General features: G+C 40.6%; 20 protein-coding genes and 2 riboswitches. Of the genes, 2 read left to right on the forward strand and 18 right to left on the reverse strand.

Annotated elements, in window-relative coordinates; genetic code table 11:
• Nucleotides 1-12 precede the first annotated feature (12 nt).
• The 13 genes from sufC to ACI48O_RS06185 all read right to left on the reverse strand — a co-directional run bounded on the left by sufC (nucleotide 13) and on the right by ACI48O_RS06185 (nucleotide 13842).
• Complete coding sequence (sufC, locus tag ACI48O_RS06125; RefSeq protein WP_435560856.1) at nucleotides 13-798, reverse strand: Fe-S cluster assembly ATPase SufC; 786 nt, start codon at nucleotides 796-798, stop codon at nucleotides 13-15.
• A 418-nt stretch (nucleotides 799-1216) separates the two neighbouring features.
• A complete protein-coding gene (locus ACI48O_RS06130) occupies nucleotides 1217-2059 on the reverse strand; it encodes a MetQ/NlpA family ABC transporter substrate-binding protein (protein ID WP_435560857.1) in 843 nt (280 codons plus the stop codon).
• 15 nt (nucleotides 2060-2074) lie between these two features.
• Nucleotides 2075-2740, reverse strand: a complete 666-nt coding sequence (locus ACI48O_RS06135) for a methionine ABC transporter permease (RefSeq protein ID WP_435560858.1) — start codon at nucleotides 2738-2740, stop codon at nucleotides 2075-2077.
• A complete protein-coding gene (locus tag ACI48O_RS06140; protein ID WP_435560859.1) occupies nucleotides 2733-3758 on the reverse strand; it encodes a methionine ABC transporter ATP-binding protein in 1026 nt (341 codons plus the stop codon). Before ACI48O_RS06140 ends, ACI48O_RS06135 begins: the two co-directional genes overlap by 8 nt.
• Nucleotides 3759-3996: 238 nt before the next feature.
• Nucleotides 3997-4112, reverse strand: a riboswitch (SAM riboswitch).
• A gap of 129 nt (nucleotides 4113-4241) precedes the next feature.
• Nucleotides 4242-5549, reverse strand: coding sequence for an O-acetylhomoserine aminocarboxypropyltransferase/cysteine synthase family protein (locus tag ACI48O_RS06145; protein WP_435560860.1), 1308 nt, complete (start codon nucleotides 5547-5549; stop codon nucleotides 4242-4244).
• Between the two features lie 271 nt (nucleotides 5550-5820).
• Nucleotides 5821-5921: riboswitch (SAM riboswitch) on the reverse strand.
• Between the two features lie 53 nt (nucleotides 5922-5974).
• Nucleotides 5975-6352, reverse strand: coding sequence for a hypothetical protein (locus ACI48O_RS06150; protein ID WP_435560861.1), 378 nt, complete (start codon nucleotides 6350-6352; stop codon nucleotides 5975-5977).
• A 10-nt stretch (nucleotides 6353-6362) separates the two neighbouring features.
• The gene (locus tag ACI48O_RS06155) at nucleotides 6363-6683 is read right to left on the reverse strand and encodes a thioredoxin family protein (RefSeq protein WP_435560862.1); all 321 of its coding nucleotides are present in this window, start codon (nucleotides 6681-6683) and stop codon (nucleotides 6363-6365) included.
• 9 nt (nucleotides 6684-6692) lie between these two features.
• Nucleotides 6693-7046 (reverse strand): toprim domain-containing protein, encoded by a 354-nt coding sequence (locus ACI48O_RS06160; RefSeq protein WP_435560863.1) that lies wholly within the window; start codon nucleotides 7044-7046, stop codon nucleotides 6693-6695.
• A 347-nt stretch (nucleotides 7047-7393) separates the two neighbouring features.
• Entirely contained in the window at nucleotides 7394-7777 is a 384-nt protein-coding gene (gcvH, locus tag ACI48O_RS06165) for a glycine cleavage system protein GcvH (protein WP_435560864.1), read from the reverse strand.
• A gap of 30 nt (nucleotides 7778-7807) precedes the next feature.
• Nucleotides 7808-8164, reverse strand: a complete 357-nt coding sequence (locus tag ACI48O_RS06170; RefSeq protein ID WP_435560865.1) for an arsenate reductase family protein — start codon at nucleotides 8162-8164, stop codon at nucleotides 7808-7810.
• A gap of 196 nt (nucleotides 8165-8360) precedes the next feature.
• Nucleotides 8361-10145 (reverse strand): acyl-CoA dehydrogenase family protein, encoded by a 1785-nt coding sequence (locus ACI48O_RS06175; RefSeq protein WP_435560866.1) that lies wholly within the window; start codon nucleotides 10143-10145, stop codon nucleotides 8361-8363.
• A 61-nt stretch (nucleotides 10146-10206) separates the two neighbouring features.
• Nucleotides 10207-11382, reverse strand: coding sequence for an acetyl-CoA C-acetyltransferase (locus ACI48O_RS06180; RefSeq protein WP_435560867.1), 1176 nt, complete (start codon nucleotides 11380-11382; stop codon nucleotides 10207-10209).
• A gap of 72 nt (nucleotides 11383-11454) precedes the next feature.
• Nucleotides 11455-13842, reverse strand: a complete 2388-nt coding sequence (locus ACI48O_RS06185; RefSeq protein ID WP_435560868.1) for a 3-hydroxyacyl-CoA dehydrogenase/enoyl-CoA hydratase family protein — start codon at nucleotides 13840-13842, stop codon at nucleotides 11455-11457.
• Nucleotides 13843-14033: 191 nt separating this feature from the next.
• On the opposite strand from ACI48O_RS06185, the gene ACI48O_RS06190 reads away from it, so the two are divergent.
• The gene (locus tag ACI48O_RS06190) at nucleotides 14034-14168 is read left to right on the forward strand and encodes a YuzL family protein (protein ID WP_435560869.1); all 135 of its coding nucleotides are present in this window, start codon (nucleotides 14034-14036) and stop codon (nucleotides 14166-14168) included.
• Between the two features lie 413 nt (nucleotides 14169-14581).
• On the opposite strand, the gene ACI48O_RS06195 is transcribed toward ACI48O_RS06190, so the two are convergent.
• The 5 genes from ACI48O_RS06195 to ACI48O_RS06215 are packed head-to-tail and all read right to left on the reverse strand — an operon-like array spanning nucleotide 14582 to nucleotide 19214.
• Nucleotides 14582-15499, reverse strand: a complete 918-nt coding sequence (locus tag ACI48O_RS06195) for a proline dehydrogenase family protein (RefSeq protein WP_435560870.1) — start codon at nucleotides 15497-15499, stop codon at nucleotides 14582-14584.
• Nucleotides 15500-15544: 45 nt separating this feature from the next.
• Entirely contained in the window at nucleotides 15545-16312 is a 768-nt protein-coding gene (locus ACI48O_RS06200; protein ID WP_435560871.1) for an IucA/IucC family C-terminal-domain containing protein, read from the reverse strand.
• The gene (locus tag ACI48O_RS06205) at nucleotides 16305-17126 is read right to left on the reverse strand and encodes an ABC transporter ATP-binding protein (protein WP_435560872.1); all 822 of its coding nucleotides are present in this window, start codon (nucleotides 17124-17126) and stop codon (nucleotides 16305-16307) included. Before ACI48O_RS06205 ends, ACI48O_RS06200 begins: the two co-directional genes overlap by 8 nt.
• Before the next feature lie 34 nt (nucleotides 17127-17160).
• Entirely contained in the window at nucleotides 17161-18213 is a 1053-nt protein-coding gene (locus ACI48O_RS06210; RefSeq protein ID WP_435561038.1) for a FecCD family ABC transporter permease, read from the reverse strand.
• Nucleotides 18213-19214, reverse strand: a complete 1002-nt coding sequence (locus ACI48O_RS06215) for a FecCD family ABC transporter permease (RefSeq protein ID WP_435560873.1) — start codon at nucleotides 19212-19214, stop codon at nucleotides 18213-18215. Before ACI48O_RS06215 ends, ACI48O_RS06210 begins: the two co-directional genes overlap by 1 nt.
• 238 nt (nucleotides 19215-19452) lie before the next feature.
• Here ACI48O_RS06215 and ACI48O_RS06220 point away from each other — a divergent pair, with 238 nt between their 5' ends.
• Entirely contained in the window at nucleotides 19453-20421 is a 969-nt protein-coding gene (locus ACI48O_RS06220) for an ABC transporter substrate-binding protein (protein WP_435560874.1), read from the forward strand.
• The last annotated feature ends 234 nt before the right edge of the window (nucleotides 20422-20655 follow it).

Below are 20655 nucleotides of genomic sequence, written 5' to 3' on the forward strand. Positions count from 1 at the left end.
TCCCCCCAACGCTTACGCTTCTTGCTCAACTGTTTCGTCTTCAATTCCTAGTTCTTTCTTGATCCAGTCGTATCCTTCTGCTTCTAAGCGTTGTGCTAATTCAGGTCCGCCGGACTTAACTACGCGACCTTGCATCATAACGTGAACGAAGTCAGGAGTAATATAGTTTAAAAGGCGTTGATAGTGAGTGATAACCAAACAGCCAAAATTTTCTCCGCGCATTTCATTAATTCCCTTTGAAACAACTTTCAAGGCATCAATATCTAATCCGGAGTCAATCTCGTCTAAAATAGCGATTTTTGGTTCAATCATCATTAATTGAAGAATCTCGTTACGCTTCTTTTCACCGCCTGAGAACCCTTCATTTAAATAACGCTGTGCCATATCTGGGTCCATTTCAAGGAACTCCATTTTAGAATCCATTTGGCGAATGAATTTCATTAAAGAAACTTCTTTTCCTTCTTCACGACGGCTGTTAATAGCTGAACGTAAGAAATCAGCATTTGTTACTCCATTAATCTCACTTGGGTACTGCATAGCGAGAAAAAGACCAGCACGTGCACGTTCGTCTACTTCCATTTCTAAAACATTTTGGCCATCCAATTCAATCGAACCTTGTGTCACTTCATATTTAGGATGTCCCATGATTGCTGAAGATAGAGTCGACTTTCCTGTACCGTTCGGACCCATGATAGCATGGAATTCTCCGCCTTTAATCTCTAAATTTACACCCTTTAAAATTTCTTTCCCCTCAATCGAAACATGAAGATCTTTAATTGTTAAAGTTGATCCTGCCATTTATAAATACCTCCATCACTTTGTATCTTTCAGCTTAATGAGCTGCGATTTTTTCATTCTCAATTTATTCTCATTACAATCTTATAACAAATGAAAACTGATATCAACATTTTAGCAGTAATAACATTTTTCTTTATATAGAACGAATAAAGATGAATAAAGAACAACTTTGGAATAATATCTACTATTTTTTCCTGATTACCTCTTTTCATGTATCATGCCTACAATGATAATTTCACCATATCTATTCTATCAAAATATCGGAAAGCTGACCCCTTTTTTGAGTCAGCCTTGGGGTTTTTTTTATCTTAACTGAACCTTTTCGTTTATTCCTTGTTTTAAATCAATTTTAACAAGATTTTAGTTTATTTAGAAAAAAGAGGGCCAGTGCAAGCACTGAACCCTCTGTTTAATGCATTTATTGAGCTAATAAAACAACACCTTTGTATTTTTCATTAATGAATTCTTGAATCTCATCAGATTTAAGAACTTCAACAAGTGTTTTAATTTCCTCGCGATTCTTATCTTCAGAACGAACCACAACTAGGTTCGCAGGTACAATGTCAGCAGCTTCAAATCCATTTTTCAAGCCGTACTTATTTGCGTCAATCCCGCCTTCTAATGCATAGTTACCATTGATGACAACTGCATCACCTTCACCATTTTCAAAAGATGAAGCCAATAGCTTTGCTTCAATAAGCGTTCCGAAATCAAGTTTCTTCGGATTTTCCACGATATCTTCTACTCTAGCGTTAGCGCCAACGCCTTTTTTAAGCTTAATTAAGCCAGCTTTTTCAAAAATAGGTAAAATACGACCATGGTCACTTAATGAATTACTCATAATAATTTTTGCACCTTCAGGAAGGTCCTTTATATCTTTATATTTCTTTGAATAAATTCCGATTGGTTCTTTGTGGATTTCGCCAACACTTACAAAATCATAATCTTTATTTTGTTCCATTTCTAGCTCTAAGTAACCAGGTGTTTGGAAATAGTTTGCATCAAGCTCTTTATCTCTTAAAGCAACGTTAGGTAGGATATAGTCTGTGAATACCTTTACTTCTAGGTCAATTCCTTTTTCCTTTAAAAGAGGCTTTGCAGCTTCAAGTACCTCAGCATGAGGAACAGCTGTTGCTCCAACTACTAAAGTTTTATTGCCATCCTTTTTGTCTTTCTTTGCAGTGTCATCGTCCCCGCCACCGCAAGCTGTTAACGTGAAAGCTAGTAATGCAACCAAGAATAAACTTAATAATTTTTTCATCCTTATTCCCTCCTGTTATCGTTTGTCTGTTTTTTTTGTAAAATAATCTCCAATAAATTGGATGATAAATACTAAAATTAAAATGGCAACAGTTGCTACAAATGTAACCTCCGGACGATTACGTTGGAACCCTTCCAGATAAGCAAAGTGTCCAAGTCCTCCAGCTCCAATTACTCCGGCCATTGCCGTAAAACTTACTAACGAAATTGCCGTAACAGTTATCCCCGAAATTAAAGCCGGTAACGATTCCGGAATTAATACTTTTAAAATGATGTGGGCGTGTGTTGCCCCCATCGATTGTGATGCTTCAATAACCCCTTTATCAATTTCCCTTAGGGCGATCTCAACCATTCGAGCGAAAAACGGTGCCGCTCCGATAATTAACGCAGGCAATGCCGCTTCCGCCCCCAACATCGTTCCTAACAATAGTTTCGTAAAAGGAATTAATAGAACGATTAAGATAATAAAAGGAATCGAGCGGAAAATATTTACGAAAGCTGCAATAATGACATTAATAAAGCGATTCTCCCATATGTTTCCCTTATCGGTTAAAAATAACAACAAACCTAGCAGTAACCCTAATATAAACGTTGCCAACACCGAAATGGATGTCATATAAATCGTTTCTTTTGTTGCTTCTATTAATAAATCCCATTTTACTGTTTCAAATAGATTAGTCATTACGAATCACCTCCACCCCTACTTGCTGGGAGTGAATAAAGTCAATCGCCTTATCTATTTCTGACTTTTCGCCATCAAGATGTATAAACAATGTTCCATAGGAACCCGTTTGTGTTTGTGAAATTTTCCCTTGCAGAATCGTTACCGTTAAGGCAAATTGCCGGATAAGGTTAGCAATTACTGGCTGTTCCGCAGCTTCCCCAACAAAAGTTAGCTGGACAACCTGTCCACTTGGATAGCGCTTCAACAGATGCTCGACTGTTTCTTTTGTTTCCTCTGGCTCAGTCACTTGCTTAACAAAACGCTTCGTAATTGGCTGGACCGGATTTTTAAATACCTCTAACACCGGACCAAGCTCAACAATCCTTCCATCCTCCATAACCGCGACACGGTGGCATATTTTTCTGATAACATGCATTTCGTGTGTAATGAGGACGATCGTAAGCCCTAACCGTTTATTAATATCAACTAATAAATCTAAAATTGAATCAGTTGTTTGCGGGTCTAAGGCAGATGTCGCTTCGTCACAAAGCAATACCTTTGGGTTATTCGCCAGTGCTCTGGCAATCCCAACTCTCTGCTTTTGGCCGCCGCTTAGCTGTGCTGGATAGGCATCTTCTCTACCCTCAAGTCCGACTAATTTAATTAATTCATCAACGCGTTTGACCCGCTCTTGTTTCGAAACACCTGCAATTTCAAGTGGAAATGCGATGTTTTCACGAACGGTTCTTGACCAAAGCAAGTTAAAGTGTTGAAAGATCATGCTTATTTCTTGTCGGGCCTGTCTGAGTTCATTTCCTTTTATTTTGGAAACCTCACGTCCAGCTACATTAATCGTACCTTCTGTCGGGATCTCAAGTCCGTTAAGCATTCGGATTAATGTACTTTTTCCGGCTCCGCTATAGCCAATGACACCGAAGATTTCTCCTTCTTTTACCTCTAAATTCACATTATCGACGGCAACAACACGTCCTGATTTAGAAGGATAAATCTTTTTTACTCCATTTATAGAAATCATAGGATCACCCTCTTTTTTCTTTATAGCCCTTGTAAAAAAACGGATTGTATCTCATTATGTTTTGAATGTTCTTAACTATTCATTCATAACGATTCAATAGATTGACAAGCTATCCCTTTCAATCTATATGCATTTCCTTTGCAAATGCTATTGCAATGTAACTAAGCATTGATTCTGAAATAATAAAAAATGCCTCTCTGCAGATAAGCAGAAAGGCATAGTAATGTTCTATTCCCTTCTCTCATCTTCCAAAGCGTCTGCTTTGTGTGAATTGGCACCTTTTCAAATTGCATCGAGCAATTTGACGGTTGCCGGGCTTCATAGGGCACGTCCCTCCACCTCTCTTGATAAGAGCAAATATATTTATTATTTTTAAAATTTCCGATAACAAACTTAGCTATGAAAGTGATTTTATCACGGAGTAAAAATAGGTGTCAATATATTTTTTATACTAAAATAATTTTTCTGACAAATTCGATAACCTTATTCTATTGAGGATAACCCAGTAGCTTCTTTAATCGCTTGTTCAAGGTCCTCGATTAGATCCTCCACATTTTCAATTCCAATTGATAGTCGAATAAGATCCTCTGGTACACCAGCTGCTGCCAAGCCTTCTTCGTCTAATTGCTGGTGAGTCGTGCTTGCAGGATGGATGACTAAACTTTTTGCATCGCCTACATTGGCTACATGGGTCCAAAGATTTAATTCATTAATAAATTTCGCCCCTGCTTCTCGGCCACCTTCAATTCCAAAGACAACGACAGAACCTGGACCTTTTGGCAAATATTTATCAGCAAGCGCTTTGTCAGGATGCCCCTCATTACCAGGATATAAAATCCATTTAACTGCAGGATGAGCATCTAGATATTCAATAATTTTTTTCGTATTAGCGATATGCTCCTTCATACGAACATGGAGTGTCTCCAATCCTAATGTAATCTGGAAAGCATTAAGCGGACTAAGAGCAGGCCCCATATCTCTCAATAACTGAACTCTTGCTTTTACGATATATGCAGCAGCTCCAATTGCTTCGCTATAGACAATATCATGGTAGCTTGGATCAGGCTGTACAAAGCCTGGGAACTTGCCTGTACCCCAATCAAATTTTCCGCCATCCACGATGACTCCGCCCATGGTCGTTCCATTGCCGCCTAACCATTTAGTTGCAGAGTGGATAACAATATCAGCACCAAATTCAATTGGCTTTAATAAATAAGGTGTTGCAAAGGTATTATCTACGATTAGCGGAACGCCTGCTTCATGAGCAATTTCCGCCACTTTTTCAATATCTAATATTCTTAAGCTTGGATTTCCGATCGTTTCAGCGAATACAGCCTTAGTTTTGTCCGTGATCGCTGCTCTGAAGTTTTCAGGATCCTCAGCATTAACGAACTTAACATTTATTCCATATTTAGGAAGGGTTATCGCAAACAGATTGTATGTACCTCCGTAAAGAGTGGAAGCAGCGACAATTTCATCGCCAGCCTGGGCAACATTTAAAATGGCGATGGTAATGGCTGACATTCCGCTTGCTAATGCTAAGGCACCGATTCCCCCTTCTAATAATGCGACTCTTTCTTCAAGAACGGTAACGGTTGGGTTATGTATACGGGTATAAATATAACCTGGCTCTTTTAGAGCAAATAAATTAGCAGCGTGTTCTGTATTTTCGAATTGGTAGGCATTGCTCATGTAGATGGGAACCGCTCTTGCCCCGGTTACTGGGTCTGGAGCTAATCCTCCATGTACACTTAAAGTCTCGAAACGATAATTCTTTTGTTTTTCACTCATTCTCTTTCTCTCCCCTAATATTTTTTTAGGCTTTGTTAAATTTGTCTGTTGATTACAGCGAGAGGTGCTCCCTTTCCGCGGGGGAGTCCGGGAGCCTCCTCGGCGCAAGCGCCTGTGGGGTCTCCCGAGACACCTTCTCCCGCAGGAGTCTCGCACCTTCCGCTCCAATCAACAGATGCTCATAAACAAACAATGTTCTTTAACACAGCCATTTTTTTAAAAACCAAAAAACCCTCTTCTTTTCATAAGAAGAGGGTTGGAGCTCAGTCTCTTCTTATCTTTCAGAGCTTACACTCTGCTGGAATTAGCACCGCGTTCATAACCGGTTGCCGGGCGTCATAGGGCCAGTCCCTCTACCTCTCTTGATAAGAACTTAATATTCACATTTATTTGAAAATAATAGTATCATAGGAAATTTATTTAAGTCAACATACATTTGTTAAATTTTCCAGGTCCGGCTCCTCAGATGATCCCTGTTTCGTTAAAAATAAGACAGCCTCAAGCAATAATATCTTTCTTAACGAAGCAGATACCGTCAGAAGTTGATGACTGACAGCTTCACGAAGCTTCATTTTACCTCCCAACAAATGGACTGCAGTACTGTAGCTGGAGACAATGGTTACGACATCATCCTGACCCTCAGGAAACTTTTCAAGCATTTGGGCAACTCCATTTTCGACGGAAAGGAAATACTTCCCTCTGTCTGTATCAAAACATATCCTTAATTCCCGACTGTTTCCTAAATTATGAATGTGACTCTTTTGGTTATAGTCATGAATAAAGGTATCCAACAAACACCCCATCGTGATCACCTCACCTATACCATTTAGATGAATTGATTATTTTTTCATACAAATATGGCACTGATCGAAATGCATATAATTTTTCTGCCACGACCCCTTCTTTTATAAAAAGCAGGCAAGGTACACTTTCGATTGTTAACTGTGCAGCTAGTTCCGGAAAGAAATTAACATTCAGCTTTCTAATCTCAATCTCCGGTAAAAGCTCCTCAATCACTGTTAACATTATCCCGGAAACCTGGCAGGTTCCGCACATGGGTGTGTAAGTATAAATGAGCCCATTAAAATGACGCTTGAAGATGGAATCGATTTGCTCCGTTGACATTTCCTGCATCGTATTACTTCATCCTCTTTCTAAAAACTGCGTAAAAACATCAATATTTGCTTGAAGTAACACCGTCGCTAAATGATGCTCCGGTGCTGTGGCAACCTCCTTATACGACTTATCAATATAGAGGTGCTCTGCTTCGGGAAATTCTTTTTTAAATTGTTTTCGCAGTTTTTCTCCTGCTTTATCAGCATCCACTAAAATATATACATCCTTATCTATAACAGAGTCAATCAATTCTTCCAAACGATTCAGTCCGATTGTTCCATTCGTGCAAATGATTTCAATAGGTTCCTTGATAATACCCTTTACCTTCTTTTTATCGGAGGTTCCCTCAACAATGATGACCTTTTCAATCGCCTGTTTCATATTTATCACCTAAAAACGAAGATGTATTTATAGTAGATTATTCTATATTCAATAAGTTGGTGTTGTATTCCTGCTATATCTCTCAATTACTAATATTTTGCCTAAACTAATCACAAAAGCGGAAGCGCCCGGGTAGCGACGTATGGACTGGAGCACATCGACTGAGATAAAGGAAACACGAAGAGCGATAGCGATTCGATGTTGACTTATCGTAGGGAGGTGGGCGAAGTCCACTAGTCGTTGGGCGCTGGAGCTGGACGTGTCTTACGCAGTAAAAGTATCTACAGTATTGAAATCTATAATTCCTTAATTGTAAAAAAACGCCTTGAACCCAAGGCGTTAAAACATTACTCTGCATTTATCATTTCTTCATACTGCTCCGCAGTCATTAACTTCTCAATTTCACTTAGGTCAGATGGTTCAACGACAATCATCCAAGCTTTTTCGTATGGAGATTCATTCACAAATTCAGGGCTGTCGGTTAAATCTTCATTAATTTCCACAACAGTGCCGCTAATCGGTGCATATAATTCAGAAACAGTCTTAACGGATTCAACACTTCCGAAAGGCTCATCGACAACAACTTTATCTCCTACTTCAGGAAGTTCAACAAAAACAATGTCCCCTAATTCAGATTGAGCAAATTGGGTAATCCCCACGCGTACTTTATCTCCTTCAACCTTTACCCACTCATGTTCATTAGAATAACGTAATTCTTTTGGAATACTCATCGATTGTTAATCCTCCACTCTTATTATCATTTAACTCCACGTTTGTGCAAATTCGTCTTCCTTAAATCCTACTGTAACCTTCGTTCCGTCGGAAACGATAGGCCGCTTTATTAACATTCCATCGGATGAAAGCAAATCTAATAATTCAGACTCACTGGCTTTACCAATCATGTCCTTAACTCCAAGATCACGGTATTTTTGGCCGCTCGTATTAAAAAATTTCTTAAGCTCCAAACCGCTTCGTTGATATAATTCCTCCAGTTCCAGTCTGGAAGGAGGATTCTCAACAATATGTATTTCGTTATAGTCTATGTTGTGGTCTTCCAACCACTTTTTCGCCTTCCGGCACGTACCACACTTCGGATACCAGTAAAAGGTTAAACCCATTTTTTCACCTCCATGTTATTTTGCCCAAATGATCATTCTTTGTAAAACATGAAAATAAAAAATTCACATCTAAAAATCAAGAAGAACTTCTTTAAAAACTATTCGACCCTTTTTGTAAAAATCCTTTAAAAAAATAATAAGGTCTTCCGTTTAAAGAGGAAGACCTTATTAAAAGTAATCTTAGAACCCTTGTTGCTTAAACAAAGTATTTTTCAGCCACAATAAGTTTGTCGGCAGCTTCACGTTTTTTTGCAATAACATTAATTGGGGTATGACGTGTAAATTTCCGCAATGCAGATAAAAGCATACGAAGCGTGTCACCGGTTTCAACCGCTATTAATATTTCTTTTGCATCTTGTTCTAGTTTATTAAAGGCTTCCTGACAGAAAATTTGTGTATATAACAGTTTTTGTTTACTCTTTTCCAGTCCATTCTTTCTAATCGCTTTTTCAGTTCTGAGCACAACGGATTCCATTGCATAAGCACTCGAAATAATATCAGCTATATTTGCTAAAATTTCCTGCTCCTTTTCCAATGATTTTCCATATTTTTGGGCAGCTAACCCTGCAGCCAATAGCCCAATCTTTTTCGCATTACTTGTTAAGTATTTCTCTTGGGCTAATGGCTCATCTCCAGGCTCAATTGGCATCATCATCATGAGCTCCTCTTGCAAGGTCTGTGCTTTTTGGAAAAGTGGCAGCTCTCCTTTTATCGCCTTGCGGATGAAGGTTCCCGGGACTAATAGACGGTTAATCTCATTTGTTCCTTCAAAAATTCGATTAATGCGCGAATCACGATACGCTCTCTCGATTTCATATTCCTGCATGAACCCGTATCCACCGTGGATTTGTACCCCTTCATCTACCACGTAATCCAGTACTTCCGAGGCAAAAAATTTATTTAAGGAGCATTCGATCGCATATTCAGCAATCGAAGCGGCAACTTCTTTACGATCTTTCACTTGTTCCTCGGTTAATTGACCCATTCGCTCTTCATAAAGACCGACAGTCCGATAAACGGATGTTTCAGCCGCATAAAGCCTTGCTGCCATTGTGGCAAGTTTTTCTTTTGTTAAATTAAATTGCGAAATAGGTGTTTTAAACTGCTGGCGCCCGTTTGCATACTTCACGGTCACTTCAAAAGCTCGTTTTGACCCGCCAACCGCGCCAACTCCAAGCTTATAACGACCAATATTTAAAATATTAAAAGCAATCACATGACCTTTTCCAGGGTCTCCGAGGAGATTTTCTCTTGGAACCGGTACATCTTCTAAAATTAACGTCCTGGTTGATGAGCTCTTGATTCCCATTTTCTTTTCTTCCGCACCTGTTGAGACGCCTGGAAAATCTCTTTCAACAATAAACGCTGTAAAATGTTCTCCATCAATTTTTGCATAAACAATGAACACATCCGCAAAACCCGCATTGGTTATCCACTGTTTTTCACCATTTAAGATAAAATGGGTTCCTTCCGCGTTTAATTTTGCGGTAGTCTTTGCTCCCAGCGCATCAGAACCGGATCCAGGCTCAGTCAGCGCGTAGGCTGCCAGCTTTTCTCCCGTTGCTAGCGCAGGTAGATACTTTTGTTTTTGTTGTTCATTTCCAAAAAGAATAATTGGCAGCGAGCCTATACCAACATGGGCACCATGTGACAACGAAAACCCACCGGCACGCGCCATTTTTTCAGTTATTAACGCTGAACTAATCTTGTCTAACCCCAAGCCGCCGTATTCTTCTGGTACGTCTGCTCCTAATAGCCCAAGTTCCCCAGCTTCCTTTAACAGGCGAACAGTCCGATCAAACTCGTGCTTTTCCAAATATTCCACCTCAGGCAGAACCTCATTGACCACAAAATCCTCAGTCGTTTTGGCAATCATGATTTGTTCGTCCGTTAAGTCTTCAGGTGTCCACATCCGTTCGTATCCAATATCTTCTATTAAAAAGCTTCCACCTTTAATAAAGCGTTCGGTTTGATTTGACATTTGCCTTCCCCCTTTTCATTATAAGCTAGCTGAACAATTCAAAATTCCAAGCCTTATAGGATTAGAGCAGTTCAAAAACTCCTGCTGCTCCCATTCCGCCACCTATGCACATCGTTACAATCCCAAACTGCTCATTGCGACGCTTCATTTCATGAATCAATGACAAGGTCAGCTTCGTACCGGTACAACCTAGCGGATGACCAAGTGCAATCGCTCCACCGTTCACATTCACCTTATTTTCATCTAGACCTAGTTCTCGAATGATTTGCAATGATTGCGACGCAAACGCTTCGTTTAATTCAATTAGACCAATATCAGCAAGTTCAAGACCTGCCAGTTTAAGTGCTTTTGGAATCGCAACAATCGGACCTATTCCCATCACTTCGGGCGGAACCCCGCCAACCGCAAACGATCGAAATTTCGCCATCGGCTTTAATCCTAATCCTTCGGCTTTTTCCCGGTCCATTATCATCACAGCAGCTGCTCCGTCACTTGTTTGCGAGGAATTACCGGCTGTCACAGTGCCTGTTACGGAAAAGGCCGGCCGCAGTTTTGCTAACGCCTCCAAATTCGTATCAGGCCGTACCCCTTCGTCTTGCTTAAACTGAATGGTCTTTTCAACCAAGCGATGATTTTGGTCAACGGATCGTATCGTCACATCTACAGGAACAATTTCCTCATCAAATATCCCGGCTTGAAGGGCAGCCGCTGCCCTTTGATGGCTTCGAACCGAAAAAGCGTCTTGATCCTGACGGGTGATTCCATATTTTTTTGCGACTTCCTCGGCGGTATGGCCCATAGCCATATAGTATTCCGGTGCAGATTCTGCAAGTTTTACATTTGGGCGGACTACATGGCCCAGCATTGGCACCATACTCATTGACTCAACACCGCCAGCAATAATCGTATCGGCGTGACCAAGCATGATCTTTTCGGCCGCAAAGGCAATGGCCTGTAACCCCGATGAACAGTAACGATTTATTGTGATTGCCGGTACGGTGTATGGCAGGCCAGCCAAAGCTCCAATATTTCGAGCCATGTTTAAGCCTTGCTCGGCTTCCGGTGTTGCACACCCAATGATGAGATCATCGATATTTCCTTCATAATTGCCTGCACGACGTATTGTTTCCTTTACAACAAGAGCTCCTAAATCATCTGGCCGCACATGGGCCAATGTTCCCTTCTTTGCCTTTCCAACCGGTGTTCTGGCTCCACTAACGATAACCGCTTCTCTCATCTGAGTTTCCCCTCACATTCTCATTTAAAGTTCATCAAATTCAGTAAAGAAAGTATCTATGAATCTACTAAGTTAGTTACGCAACGGTTTCCCTTTTAATAACATGTGCTGCATTCGCTGTTGTGACTTTGGTTCAGCAACTAAGCTTAAGAACGCTTCTCTCTCTAAGTCTAATAAATATTGCTCATCGACTTCCGTTCCAAATGAGACTTTTCCTCCAGCGATCACATAGGCGAGCTTTTTAGCAATCTTTAAGTCATGCTCAGAAATATACCCAGAATAAAACATCGATTGAGCCCCAAGTAACAAAGCAGCGTAACCTGTTTCACCTACGACTGGAACTTTCTTTCGAACAGGCGGTTGATAACCATTACGGTCTAAAGCCAGCACTTTTTGTTTTGCATCATAAATTAGGTGGTCTCCATTTGTGCTGATGTCGTCTTTCCCGGTTAGGAAGAAATTCTCTCGTGCTTCTTCGGCTGATGACGAGACTTTCGCCAACGCTATTTTCTCAAACACACTGTTCGCAACCTTTTGTAAATCCACTTCAACTCCTTGAGGAATCGCATTTAGGTGCTTAATATACAATTCTTTATTGCCCCCGCCGCCAGGGATTAAGCCCACCCCAACTTCGACAAGTCCAATATACGTTTCCGGTGCAGCTTGGATACTGGCAGCAGGTAAACAAACCTCTGCTCCTCCCCCAAGTGTCATTCCAAAAGGTGCCGCAACAACTGGTTTATTGCAGTATTTAATTTTCATCATCGCTTGCTGGAAGCTTCGAACGACTAAATCCAGTTCAAAAATATTGTCGTCCTGTGCTTCCATCAGAATCATCGCCAAGTTAGCGCCCACACAGAAATTTTTCCCTTGGTTGCCGATGACGAGTCCTTTGAAGTTCTTTTCTACTTCTTCAACGGCATAGGTAATCATTTGAGTAATATCGGGGCCAATTGCATTATTTGGCGAATGAAACTCTAGTAGCGCTACCCCGTCACCAAGGTCAATTAAGCTAGCACCGGAATTTTTCTTAATCACCCTGTTGTCTTGTTTTTTAAGCTGTTTAAGATTGATTTTTTTAGGATTTTCTACGTTTTTTTTGTACTCGCCATTGTGATAATAAACGAGTTCCCCATCCTGTTCTTGATAGAATGATGTCTGTCCGTTGTTTAGCATTTGTTTGATCCACATCGGAATGACTGTGCCAGCCTCTTCCATTTTCAATACCGATCTTTCTAAACCGATAGCATCCCAAGTTTCAAACGGGCCCAGTTCCCAGCCAAAGCCCCATTTCATTGCCTGATCGATCGCGATAATATCATCGGCAATCTCCCCGACCAGTTCTGCAGCATACACAAGGACTGGGGATAAAATATTCCAGAGGAGCTCACCGGCCCGATCGTCCGCAAATACAAGCGCTTTCAATTTGTTTTTTACACCTTTTTCTTGCTTGCTCATTTCCAGTGCTGGTGTTCTTAATTTTTTGGATGCTTCATATTCTAATGTATTCGGATTTAGTTCGAGAATTTCTTTTCCTTTTTTAAGGTAAAAACCTTGACCGGACTTGCTTCCTAACCAGCCCTTTTGAAGCATTTCTTTTATAAATGACGGAACTTGAAAAACATCTTTTTCTGTCCCACTAACCTGCTCATATACGTTATTAGCAACGTGAACAAATGTATCAAGACCGACAACATCAAGTGTTCTGAAGGTGGCACTCTTCGGGCGTCCAATCAGCGGCCCTGTAACTGAATCTACTTCACCAACACTGTAGCCTCCTTGAAGCATCTGCCCAACAGTTATAAGAAGGCCATATGTTCCGATTCGATTGGCTATAAAATTCGGGGTATCTTTAGCAACAACCACACCCTTACCAAGAACATCTTCGGCAAATGTTTTCATAAACTTAAGAACATGATCGGTTGTATATTGTGTTGGAATGATTTCAAGTAATTTTAAGTAGCGTGGAGGATTAAAGAAATGGGTTCCAAGAAAATGGGCTTTGAAATCCTCAGATCGCCCTTCAACCATTGCTTCAACGGAAATTCCGGATGTATTGGAGCTGACGATGCTTCCCAGCTTGCGATATTGATCCACTCTTGCAAATATCTGCTGCTTTATCTCTAATTTTTCAACAACAACTTCGATAATCCAGTCCGCTTCTTGGAGTCTTTCAAAATCATCCTCAAAATTTCCTGGTTCAATAAGAGCTAAATTTTTCTTCGAAGTGAGCGGTGCCGGTTTTTGTTTAAGTAAATTTTGAAGTGCCTGATTACTAAAACGATTTCGAACTGGTTTGTCTTCGACGGTGAGGCCTTTTGCTTTCTCATCCGCGGTTACATCATTCGGCACAATATCTAGAAGCAAAGTCGGAATGCCCAGATTGGCTAAATGTGCAGCAATTCCTGATCCCATTACACCGGAGCCTAATACCACAGCCCTGTTTATTCGTTGAATCATTGTCCTTCCTCCTCCAACACGTTATTGAATGAATACTCATTCATTTTTATGCCAAAAAAATTCGAATTACTAATTCGTACTTATAATATAAAATATTTTGAATATTAACGCAATATTCATCTTTTAAAATATGAATTTTTTTTAAAATGAGGAATTACCTTTTTGGGCAAGTTAAAAATGGAGGTGAGATCATGGCCAAACGTCAAAAAAATCCTTCGAAAGCTGGGATTAGTGCGGCAAGTGTTAAGGGGAATGCTGGACCTGGAATAGAAACAGGTGGACCCGACAAGCAAAATAGCCAAAACAGCCAGTTTAAAAAACGTTAAATTCCTTAATAAGTCAGGCCTCACTACCATCTAATTTTCACAATTGGCTGCATTAAAGAACACTGTTGATTGGAGCGGAAGGTGCGAGACTCCTGCGGGAGAAGGTGTCTCGGGAGACCCCACAGGCGCTTGCGCCGAGGAGAAGGAAAAGCGGAAGCGGCTTGCCCAGGGGCGACAGGCATAAGCCAAGCCGGCATGAAGGTCGTTCTTTGACCTTCTTGACGGATTGGCTTATGACCCCGAGCCCCTAGCCGCTGCAGCTAGACAGGCTCCCGGACTCCCCCGCGGAAAGCGAGCACCTGAGCGGAAATCAACAGCCCAATATTACAGAGCAAAAAAATGGTTCCATGCGTGAATCAAAATGGAGGTAGTGAGGTCCGCTCTTTCTTATTCATTTATCTATACGCCAGTTGTCACTTTTTTAATATTCCCTTTAAAACAAAAGTAACATTGGCTGGCCGTTCTGCTAATCTGCGCATAAAATATCCATACCAGTCTGTTCCATAAGGGACATAAACCCGTGTTTTATACCCTTCATTCACCAAATCTAATTGTCTTTCAGGGCGAATCCCATACAGCATTTGAAATTCAAATAAATCATTTGGAATACTATATTCCTTTACAAGATTCTTCGTATACTCAATAATGGCATCATCGTGTGTCGCAACCGCTGTATAATTACCATTAAGCAGATGCATCTTGATGATTTTCTTAAAATTTTCATCGACATCCGTCTTTTCTGGAAAAGCTACCTCAACCGGCTCCTTATAGGCCCCCTTCACTAATCGCAAATTTGGAGAATACTCATTTAAGTCCTCAATATCTTTTTCTGAGCGGTATAAATAAGCTTGAATAACGGTTCCAACGTGATGGTATTCAAGCTTTAATTGCTTAAATAAATCAATCGTTTTTTGACAGCGTGTGAAATCCTCCATATCAATCGTGACAAACACATTGTTTTGCTTTGCCGCATTAAGAATGCGCCGCATATTTTTTAGCACCACTTGATTAGAAATGTCCAAGCCCATTGAGGTCAATTTTAACGAAAGCTGGGAATTTAGCTCTTCTCGGCCAATCAAATGAATGGCCTCGATCGTGTTATCCGCCATCGTAAAGGCTTCAGCTTCACTGTCAACAAATTCCCCAAGGTAATCAATCGTTACCGCTAACCCTTTACGATTTAAATCTTTGATTACTTCTACTGCCTGACTGATTGTTTCACCTGCTACAAATCGTGAAGCACCAAATCGAAGACCATACCTTTTTGCCAGTTTCGTAAGCAATCTATTTTTAGATAAAAACAAAAACAAATCGCGCATTAATTCTTCCATCGTGGCCCCTCCCCACTTTTATAGAAATACGAATTATTATTTTTTCTAGTGACAGTTTGCTGGACATGTATAGCAGCTTTTTGAATGATGACTAAGTTGATTTGAAAAACAGCACGTCTTCCGAACACGAATTTCTTGATTATGAATTTCATTAAAAACTGGTTCGCTATAATACTTCGTCAAAGGATTTTGATGATATCCGCCAAATAGTTCCCCGGTTGTTTCTTTTACAATGTAGCGAAGATCATCTAAAGCTCTTTTTCGGACATGAGGATCATCTATTTCGCTTAATACGGATTCGTACAGCCAGAAAATATAAACCGCAATATTTTCCCAAAGAACGTATTTTGAAATTTTCGTATGTTGAACGAACTTTGAGATTACAGGAAATAAATGATCTCTAAACAAATTGGTTATAGCTTCTTTGCGCCATTCATCACGATTACCCGTATTGAACTCAGAAAAGGAAAGATTTTTAAAATAAAAGGAAGGCAGCCACAAGTCGTCTTGTTTATGTGACTCAATCGATACATTCGAAAATTCGATGTTTAAACGTTTATTCCAAACGGTCATCGCATATAAGTAGATAGCAGGCAAAAAAGCATATCGTTTAATGAAAATGGAGGCCGTTACTTTGTCACTTGGAGAGCCGAATTCTGATGTGAGCTTCTGTAAATACTCTCGGCAACACTCGTTATTTCCCAGTAAATTTGTTAACTCAATGGAAAGTTCAGCCTTGACTTTTGTATCTGTCAGCCTAAATCCTTTTAGAATTGAAATTTCCTGTTCAGTAAGATGACTAAGACTAAGCATTGGCAACTTGCCCTTTCTGAAGAATACATCTGCCCTTCCCATAGGGGATACATAAAGGTGTTCCAAATAACGGATCGATCGTGACTTCACAATCCATATCAAACACATTTTTAACAAGATTACAGTTGATGATATTTTCCGGCTTCCCTTGGGCATAAATCGTCCGATTTCTTATCGCTACAATATTATGAGCATAACGACATGCTAAATTTAAATCATGAAGGACCATGACAATCGTTCGGTTTTCTTGCTCATTCAATTCAAATAATAAATCGAGGATTTCAATTTGATGGGTCAAATCTAAATAGGTTGTCGGTTCATCAAGAAGAATGACTTCTGTATCCTGAGCAAGGGTCATCGCAATCCATGCACGCTGTCTTTGACCACCGGATAAAGAATCAACTGTGCGATCCTTAAATGGTTCCATACCAGTTGCCTTAAGAGCATCATTTACTTTTTGTTCGTCCTCCTGAGACCATTGCTTCAACCATGTTTGGTAAGGATATCGCCCTTGTTTTACAAGCTGTAACACCGTTAATCCTTCCGGGGCATTCGGGGATTGGGGCAGGATGGCCATTTTTTTTGCAACATCCTTCGTCGACATGCTCGAGATGAACGCTCCATCTAGTAACACTGCCCCTGTTTTTGGCTTAAGCAATCGGGCAATTGAACGTAGAAGGGTTGATTTCCCGCAGCCATTTCCACCTATAAAAACGGTAATTTCACCCTTTGGGATTTTTAAATTCAACTCTTCAATAATAATGGTTTCTCCATATGAAAGTGTAAGATTATTCGTTTCAATAGCCGATTTCATTACGCCCACTCCTTTACTGACCGATCAATTTCTATTAATTTCTTGTTATAAATAATAAGTATATAAAATAAGGTGCTCCAATACTGGCTGTAAATACACCGGCAGGAATTTCTAATGGGGAAAATAACGTTCTTCCAATTAAATCAGCCATCATGACAAGAATGGCACCGATCAGTGCTGAAACAGGTAATAGCGCCCCGAATGCTGAACCTACTAATCTTCTCGCCATATGTGGAGCCATTAGTCCGACAAAACCAATCCCGCCGGCAAACGCTACCGCCCCGCCAATAAGGCCGGTACTTAACAACAACAAAATAAAGCGGTGGCGTTGAATATTGCTTCCTACACCAATCGCAATTTCATCACCTAACTCTTGAATATTTACGTTACGTGCATACATAAAGGTGATGAACAGCAAGACTAAAATCCACGGCACAAGAATCGCAACATTGTCCCAATTAGACCCGTATACTGTTCCAGTAATCCAAATATTAGCCTGACTAGCTTGATAAATTGGACCAAATACCATCATCAAGGTAGTTAAAGCCTTCATTAACGTCATCATTCCAATTCCAATTAGAACTAGCCTTATCGGAGATACTCCATTTTTCCAGGCAAGGAAATAAACAAGAAGAGCGACTATTGCCGCACCGACAAACGCAGCTACAGGCATCCACTTTATACTTACGATTAACGCATTATTTTCATCACTAAAAATCGCCAAAAATCCAACTACAGCAACAGCAGCGCCCCCGGTAATTCCCAGAATATCCGGAGAAGCAAGCGGATTACGGATCATCCCCTGCAGGATTCCACCTGCTACAGCCAATCCCATTCCAACCATTAACGCAACAAGAATCCTAGGTAAACGAAAAGATTGGATAATCAAACGATCCATCTCTTCTCCACCGCCTAATAATACTTGAAGTACTCTCAGCGGACCGATTTTCATTTCTCCAAGACCAGTGCTGACGACAAACACGGCTGCTGTAACAAGCAATAAGCAAAGAGACACGAATAAAGCACGTTTATCGACTAAAAAAGAAATCTTCCCTTTAAAAATACGTAAGCTTTTATAATGATTCATCAACCATTGAACCCCTTTCTCGCAATATAAATAAAGAATGGAGTACCAATGATGGCAGTCATTACACCGACCGGCATTTCCTCTGGCATCACGATGTATCGTGCCGTAATATCAGCAGCAAGCAATAGAATACCACCCAATAATCCTGAGAAAGGGATAACCCATTTGTGATCGTTCCCAACAATAAAATGGGTTAGATGCGGAATCACAATCCCAATAAAGGCAATCGGTCCGGCAACAGCAACGGCTCCTCCTGATAACAGAATGACGATGATCACCGAAACAATTTTGATGAATCCAGTATTTAATCCTAATCCTTTGGCGACGTCTTCCCCCATTGCGAGAACATTCAGTTTCGAAGATATGAAAAGGGCAGCTAGCCAGCCGAAGGCGAGATAAGGAAGAACGGCAGTTAAATTTTCTAATTTTCTTCCGGCAACTGAACCTGCAAGCCAAAACAAAACTTGCTCCAACGCTGATTCGTTTAACACAAGCAGTCCCTGAGTTAACGAGGCAAACATCGCCGTCATCGCTGCGCCCGCTAAAGTAAGTTTCATTGGCGTCAGCCCTTCCCGGCCAACAGAACCAACCAGATATACACTAATGGCTGCAATGGCAGCACCAAGAAAAGATACCCATGTAAACACCTGCAAATTACTAAGCGAAAAGATCGTAACAGCAATCACTACTGCGAGACCTGCTCCGGCGTTTACCCCGAAAAACTCAGACGAGGCGAGCGGATTTTTCGTCAGTGTTTGCAATAATACTCCGGTTATCGCTAAACTTCCCCCAACCGCGGCAGCAATAAGGGCCCGTGGCAGTCTAACAGTTTGAATAATTAAATGTTCATTTGTCCCATTAAAATTTGTAAATGAATCGATGGCCATTTTCCACGAGGTATCGGTATACCCGTAAACTACACTTGCGCACATTAGCAATAGTAACAGGGTGAAGGTAATGATGAATCCTGCCCATTTATCTCTAGTATTTTTTAATAGCATCGTTTTACCTCTTTATAGTTTTAAAGATTATTTCATTATCAGTCTATTGTAGTTGAGAATCATTGTCAATTAGTTTGAGAATCATTTTCAACTATACACCTTCTATCTGTACTCATTTTTCCAGGTTCAATTGAAAATCATTTTCAATTAGTGCTTGACAGACTGATTAGTTTGATTTTATGATTAAGTTGTAATTGAAAATGATTATCATTAACAACAAGGTGGAGGCTACATACATATGAAAAATCTTAAGTTATTACTTACTCTTCTTTTCATGACTTCTGTTTTCTTGCTGGCGGCTTGTGGCAGCAATGAAGCTGAAAAACCAGCCCAAACGAAAGAAAAGGATGTTAAGACAGAAGATACGAGCTACACGGTACAGCACGCGATGGGAGAAACAACATTAGACAAGACACCCGAACGCGTCGTTATTTTAACAAACGAAGGAACTGAAGCATTGCTGTCAATGGGTGTTACACCAGTAGGTGCCGTTCAATCTTGGACTGGTGATCCTTGGTACGACCATATTGCCAAGGATATGAAGGATGTTCAAGTAGTTGGAGTTGAATCACAAGTTAATGTTGAAGCCATTGCTGCATTAAAGCCTGATCTCATCATTGGAAACAAAATGCGTCAGGAAAACATTTACGAGCAATTAACAGCGATTGCCCCTACAGTGTTCGCAGAAACATTACGCGGTGATTGGCAGGAGAACTTTAAGCTATATGCGAAAGCGTTGAATAGACAAGAAAAAGGTCAAGAAGTTCTAAAGCAATATGAAGAGAGAATTGCTGATTTAAAGGGTGAGCTTGGCGATAAACTAAGCATGAAGGTTTCCATGGTTCGCTTTATGACGGGTGATGTGAGAATCTATCATAAGGATACTTTCTCCGGAGTGATCTTGGATCAACTTGGTTTCGCACGACCAGAAAGTCAAAATGTCAATGATTTTGCAGAACGTAATGTGACGAAGGAGCGCATGCCGGCCATGGATGGTGATATTCTTTTCTACTTCACCTATGATACCGGAGATGGCGGAGCAACTCAGTTAGAGAAGGAATGGACTGAAGATCCTTTGTTTAAAAATCTTGAAGTTTCGAAACAAGGAAATGTTCATAAAGTGGATGATACAACTTGGAATACTGCAGGCGGCGTCATCGCAGCCAATCTTATGTTAGATGACATTGAAAAAATCTTTATTAAATAAGTAATGTTCCCCCTCCCAATTACTTATTAATATACGAAGAGCTGACCAATATGACATGGTCAGCTCTTTTATTTTTTGTCTGTGTTAAAGAGTAATGTTGATTTTGGGCACTCTGTTGATTGGAGCGGAAGGTGCGAGACTCCAGCGGGAGTAGGTGTCACGGGAGACCCCACAGGCGCTATGGCGCCGAGGAGGCTCCCGGACTCCCCCGCGGAAAGGGAGCACCTGGAGTGG

Origin of the sequence: Neobacillus terrisolis (assembly GCF_051233475.1) — a bacterium.
GTDB lineage: Bacteria > Bacillota > Bacilli > Bacillales > Cytobacillaceae > Bacillus_BU.

Excerpts from the sequence above, each read along its gene's own strand:
- sufC (WP_435560856.1), bottom strand. The coding sequence starts at position 798 with ATGGCAGGATCAACTTTAACAATTAAAGATCTTCATGTTTCGATTGAG.
- ACI48O_RS06130 (WP_435560857.1), bottom strand. The coding sequence starts at position 2,059 with ATGAAAAAATTATTAAGTTTATTCTTGGTTGCATTACTAGCTTTCACG.
- ACI48O_RS06135 (WP_435560858.1), bottom strand. The coding sequence starts at position 2,740 with ATGACTAATCTATTTGAAACAGTAAAATGGGATTTATTAATAGAAGCA.
- ACI48O_RS06140 (WP_435560859.1), bottom strand. The coding sequence starts at position 3,758 with ATGATTTCTATAAATGGAGTAAAAAAGATTTATCCTTCTAAATCAGGA.
- ACI48O_RS06145 (WP_435560860.1), bottom strand. The coding sequence starts at position 5,549 with ATGAGTGAAAAACAAAAGAATTATCGTTTCGAGACTTTAAGTGTACAT.
- ACI48O_RS06150 (WP_435560861.1), bottom strand. The coding sequence starts at position 6,352 with ATGGGGTGTTTGTTGGATACCTTTATTCATGACTATAACCAAAAGAGT.
- ACI48O_RS06155 (WP_435560862.1), bottom strand. The coding sequence starts at position 6,683 with ATGCAGGAAATGTCAACGGAGCAAATCGATTCCATCTTCAAGCGTCAT.
- ACI48O_RS06160 (WP_435560863.1), bottom strand. The coding sequence starts at position 7,046 with ATGAAACAGGCGATTGAAAAGGTCATCATTGTTGAGGGAACCTCCGAT.
- gcvH (WP_435560864.1), bottom strand. The coding sequence starts at position 7,777 with ATGAGTATTCCAAAAGAATTACGTTATTCTAATGAACATGAGTGGGTA.
- ACI48O_RS06170 (WP_435560865.1), bottom strand. The coding sequence starts at position 8,164 with ATGGGTTTAACCTTTTACTGGTATCCGAAGTGTGGTACGTGCCGGAAG.
- ACI48O_RS06175 (WP_435560866.1), bottom strand. The coding sequence starts at position 10,145 with ATGTCAAATCAAACCGAACGCTTTATTAAAGGTGGAAGCTTTTTAATA.
- ACI48O_RS06180 (WP_435560867.1), bottom strand. The coding sequence starts at position 11,382 with ATGAGAGAAGCGGTTATCGTTAGTGGAGCCAGAACACCGGTTGGAAAG.
- ACI48O_RS06185 (WP_435560868.1), bottom strand. The coding sequence starts at position 13,842 with ATGATTCAACGAATAAACAGGGCTGTGGTATTAGGCTCCGGTGTAATG.
- ACI48O_RS06190 (WP_435560869.1), top strand. The coding sequence starts at position 14,034 with ATGGCCAAACGTCAAAAAAATCCTTCGAAAGCTGGGATTAGTGCGGCA.
- ACI48O_RS06195 (WP_435560870.1), bottom strand. The coding sequence starts at position 15,499 with ATGGAAGAATTAATGCGCGATTTGTTTTTGTTTTTATCTAAAAATAGA.
- ACI48O_RS06200 (WP_435560871.1), bottom strand. The coding sequence starts at position 16,312 with ATGCTTAGTCTTAGTCATCTTACTGAACAGGAAATTTCAATTCTAAAA.
- ACI48O_RS06205 (WP_435560872.1), bottom strand. The coding sequence starts at position 17,126 with ATGAAATCGGCTATTGAAACGAATAATCTTACACTTTCATATGGAGAA.
- ACI48O_RS06210 (WP_435561038.1), bottom strand. The coding sequence starts at position 18,213 with ATGAATCATTATAAAAGCTTACGTATTTTTAAAGGGAAGATTTCTTTT.
- ACI48O_RS06215 (WP_435560873.1), bottom strand. The coding sequence starts at position 19,214 with ATGCTATTAAAAAATACTAGAGATAAATGGGCAGGATTCATCATTACC.
- ACI48O_RS06220 (WP_435560874.1), top strand. The coding sequence starts at position 19,453 with ATGAAAAATCTTAAGTTATTACTTACTCTTCTTTTCATGACTTCTGTT.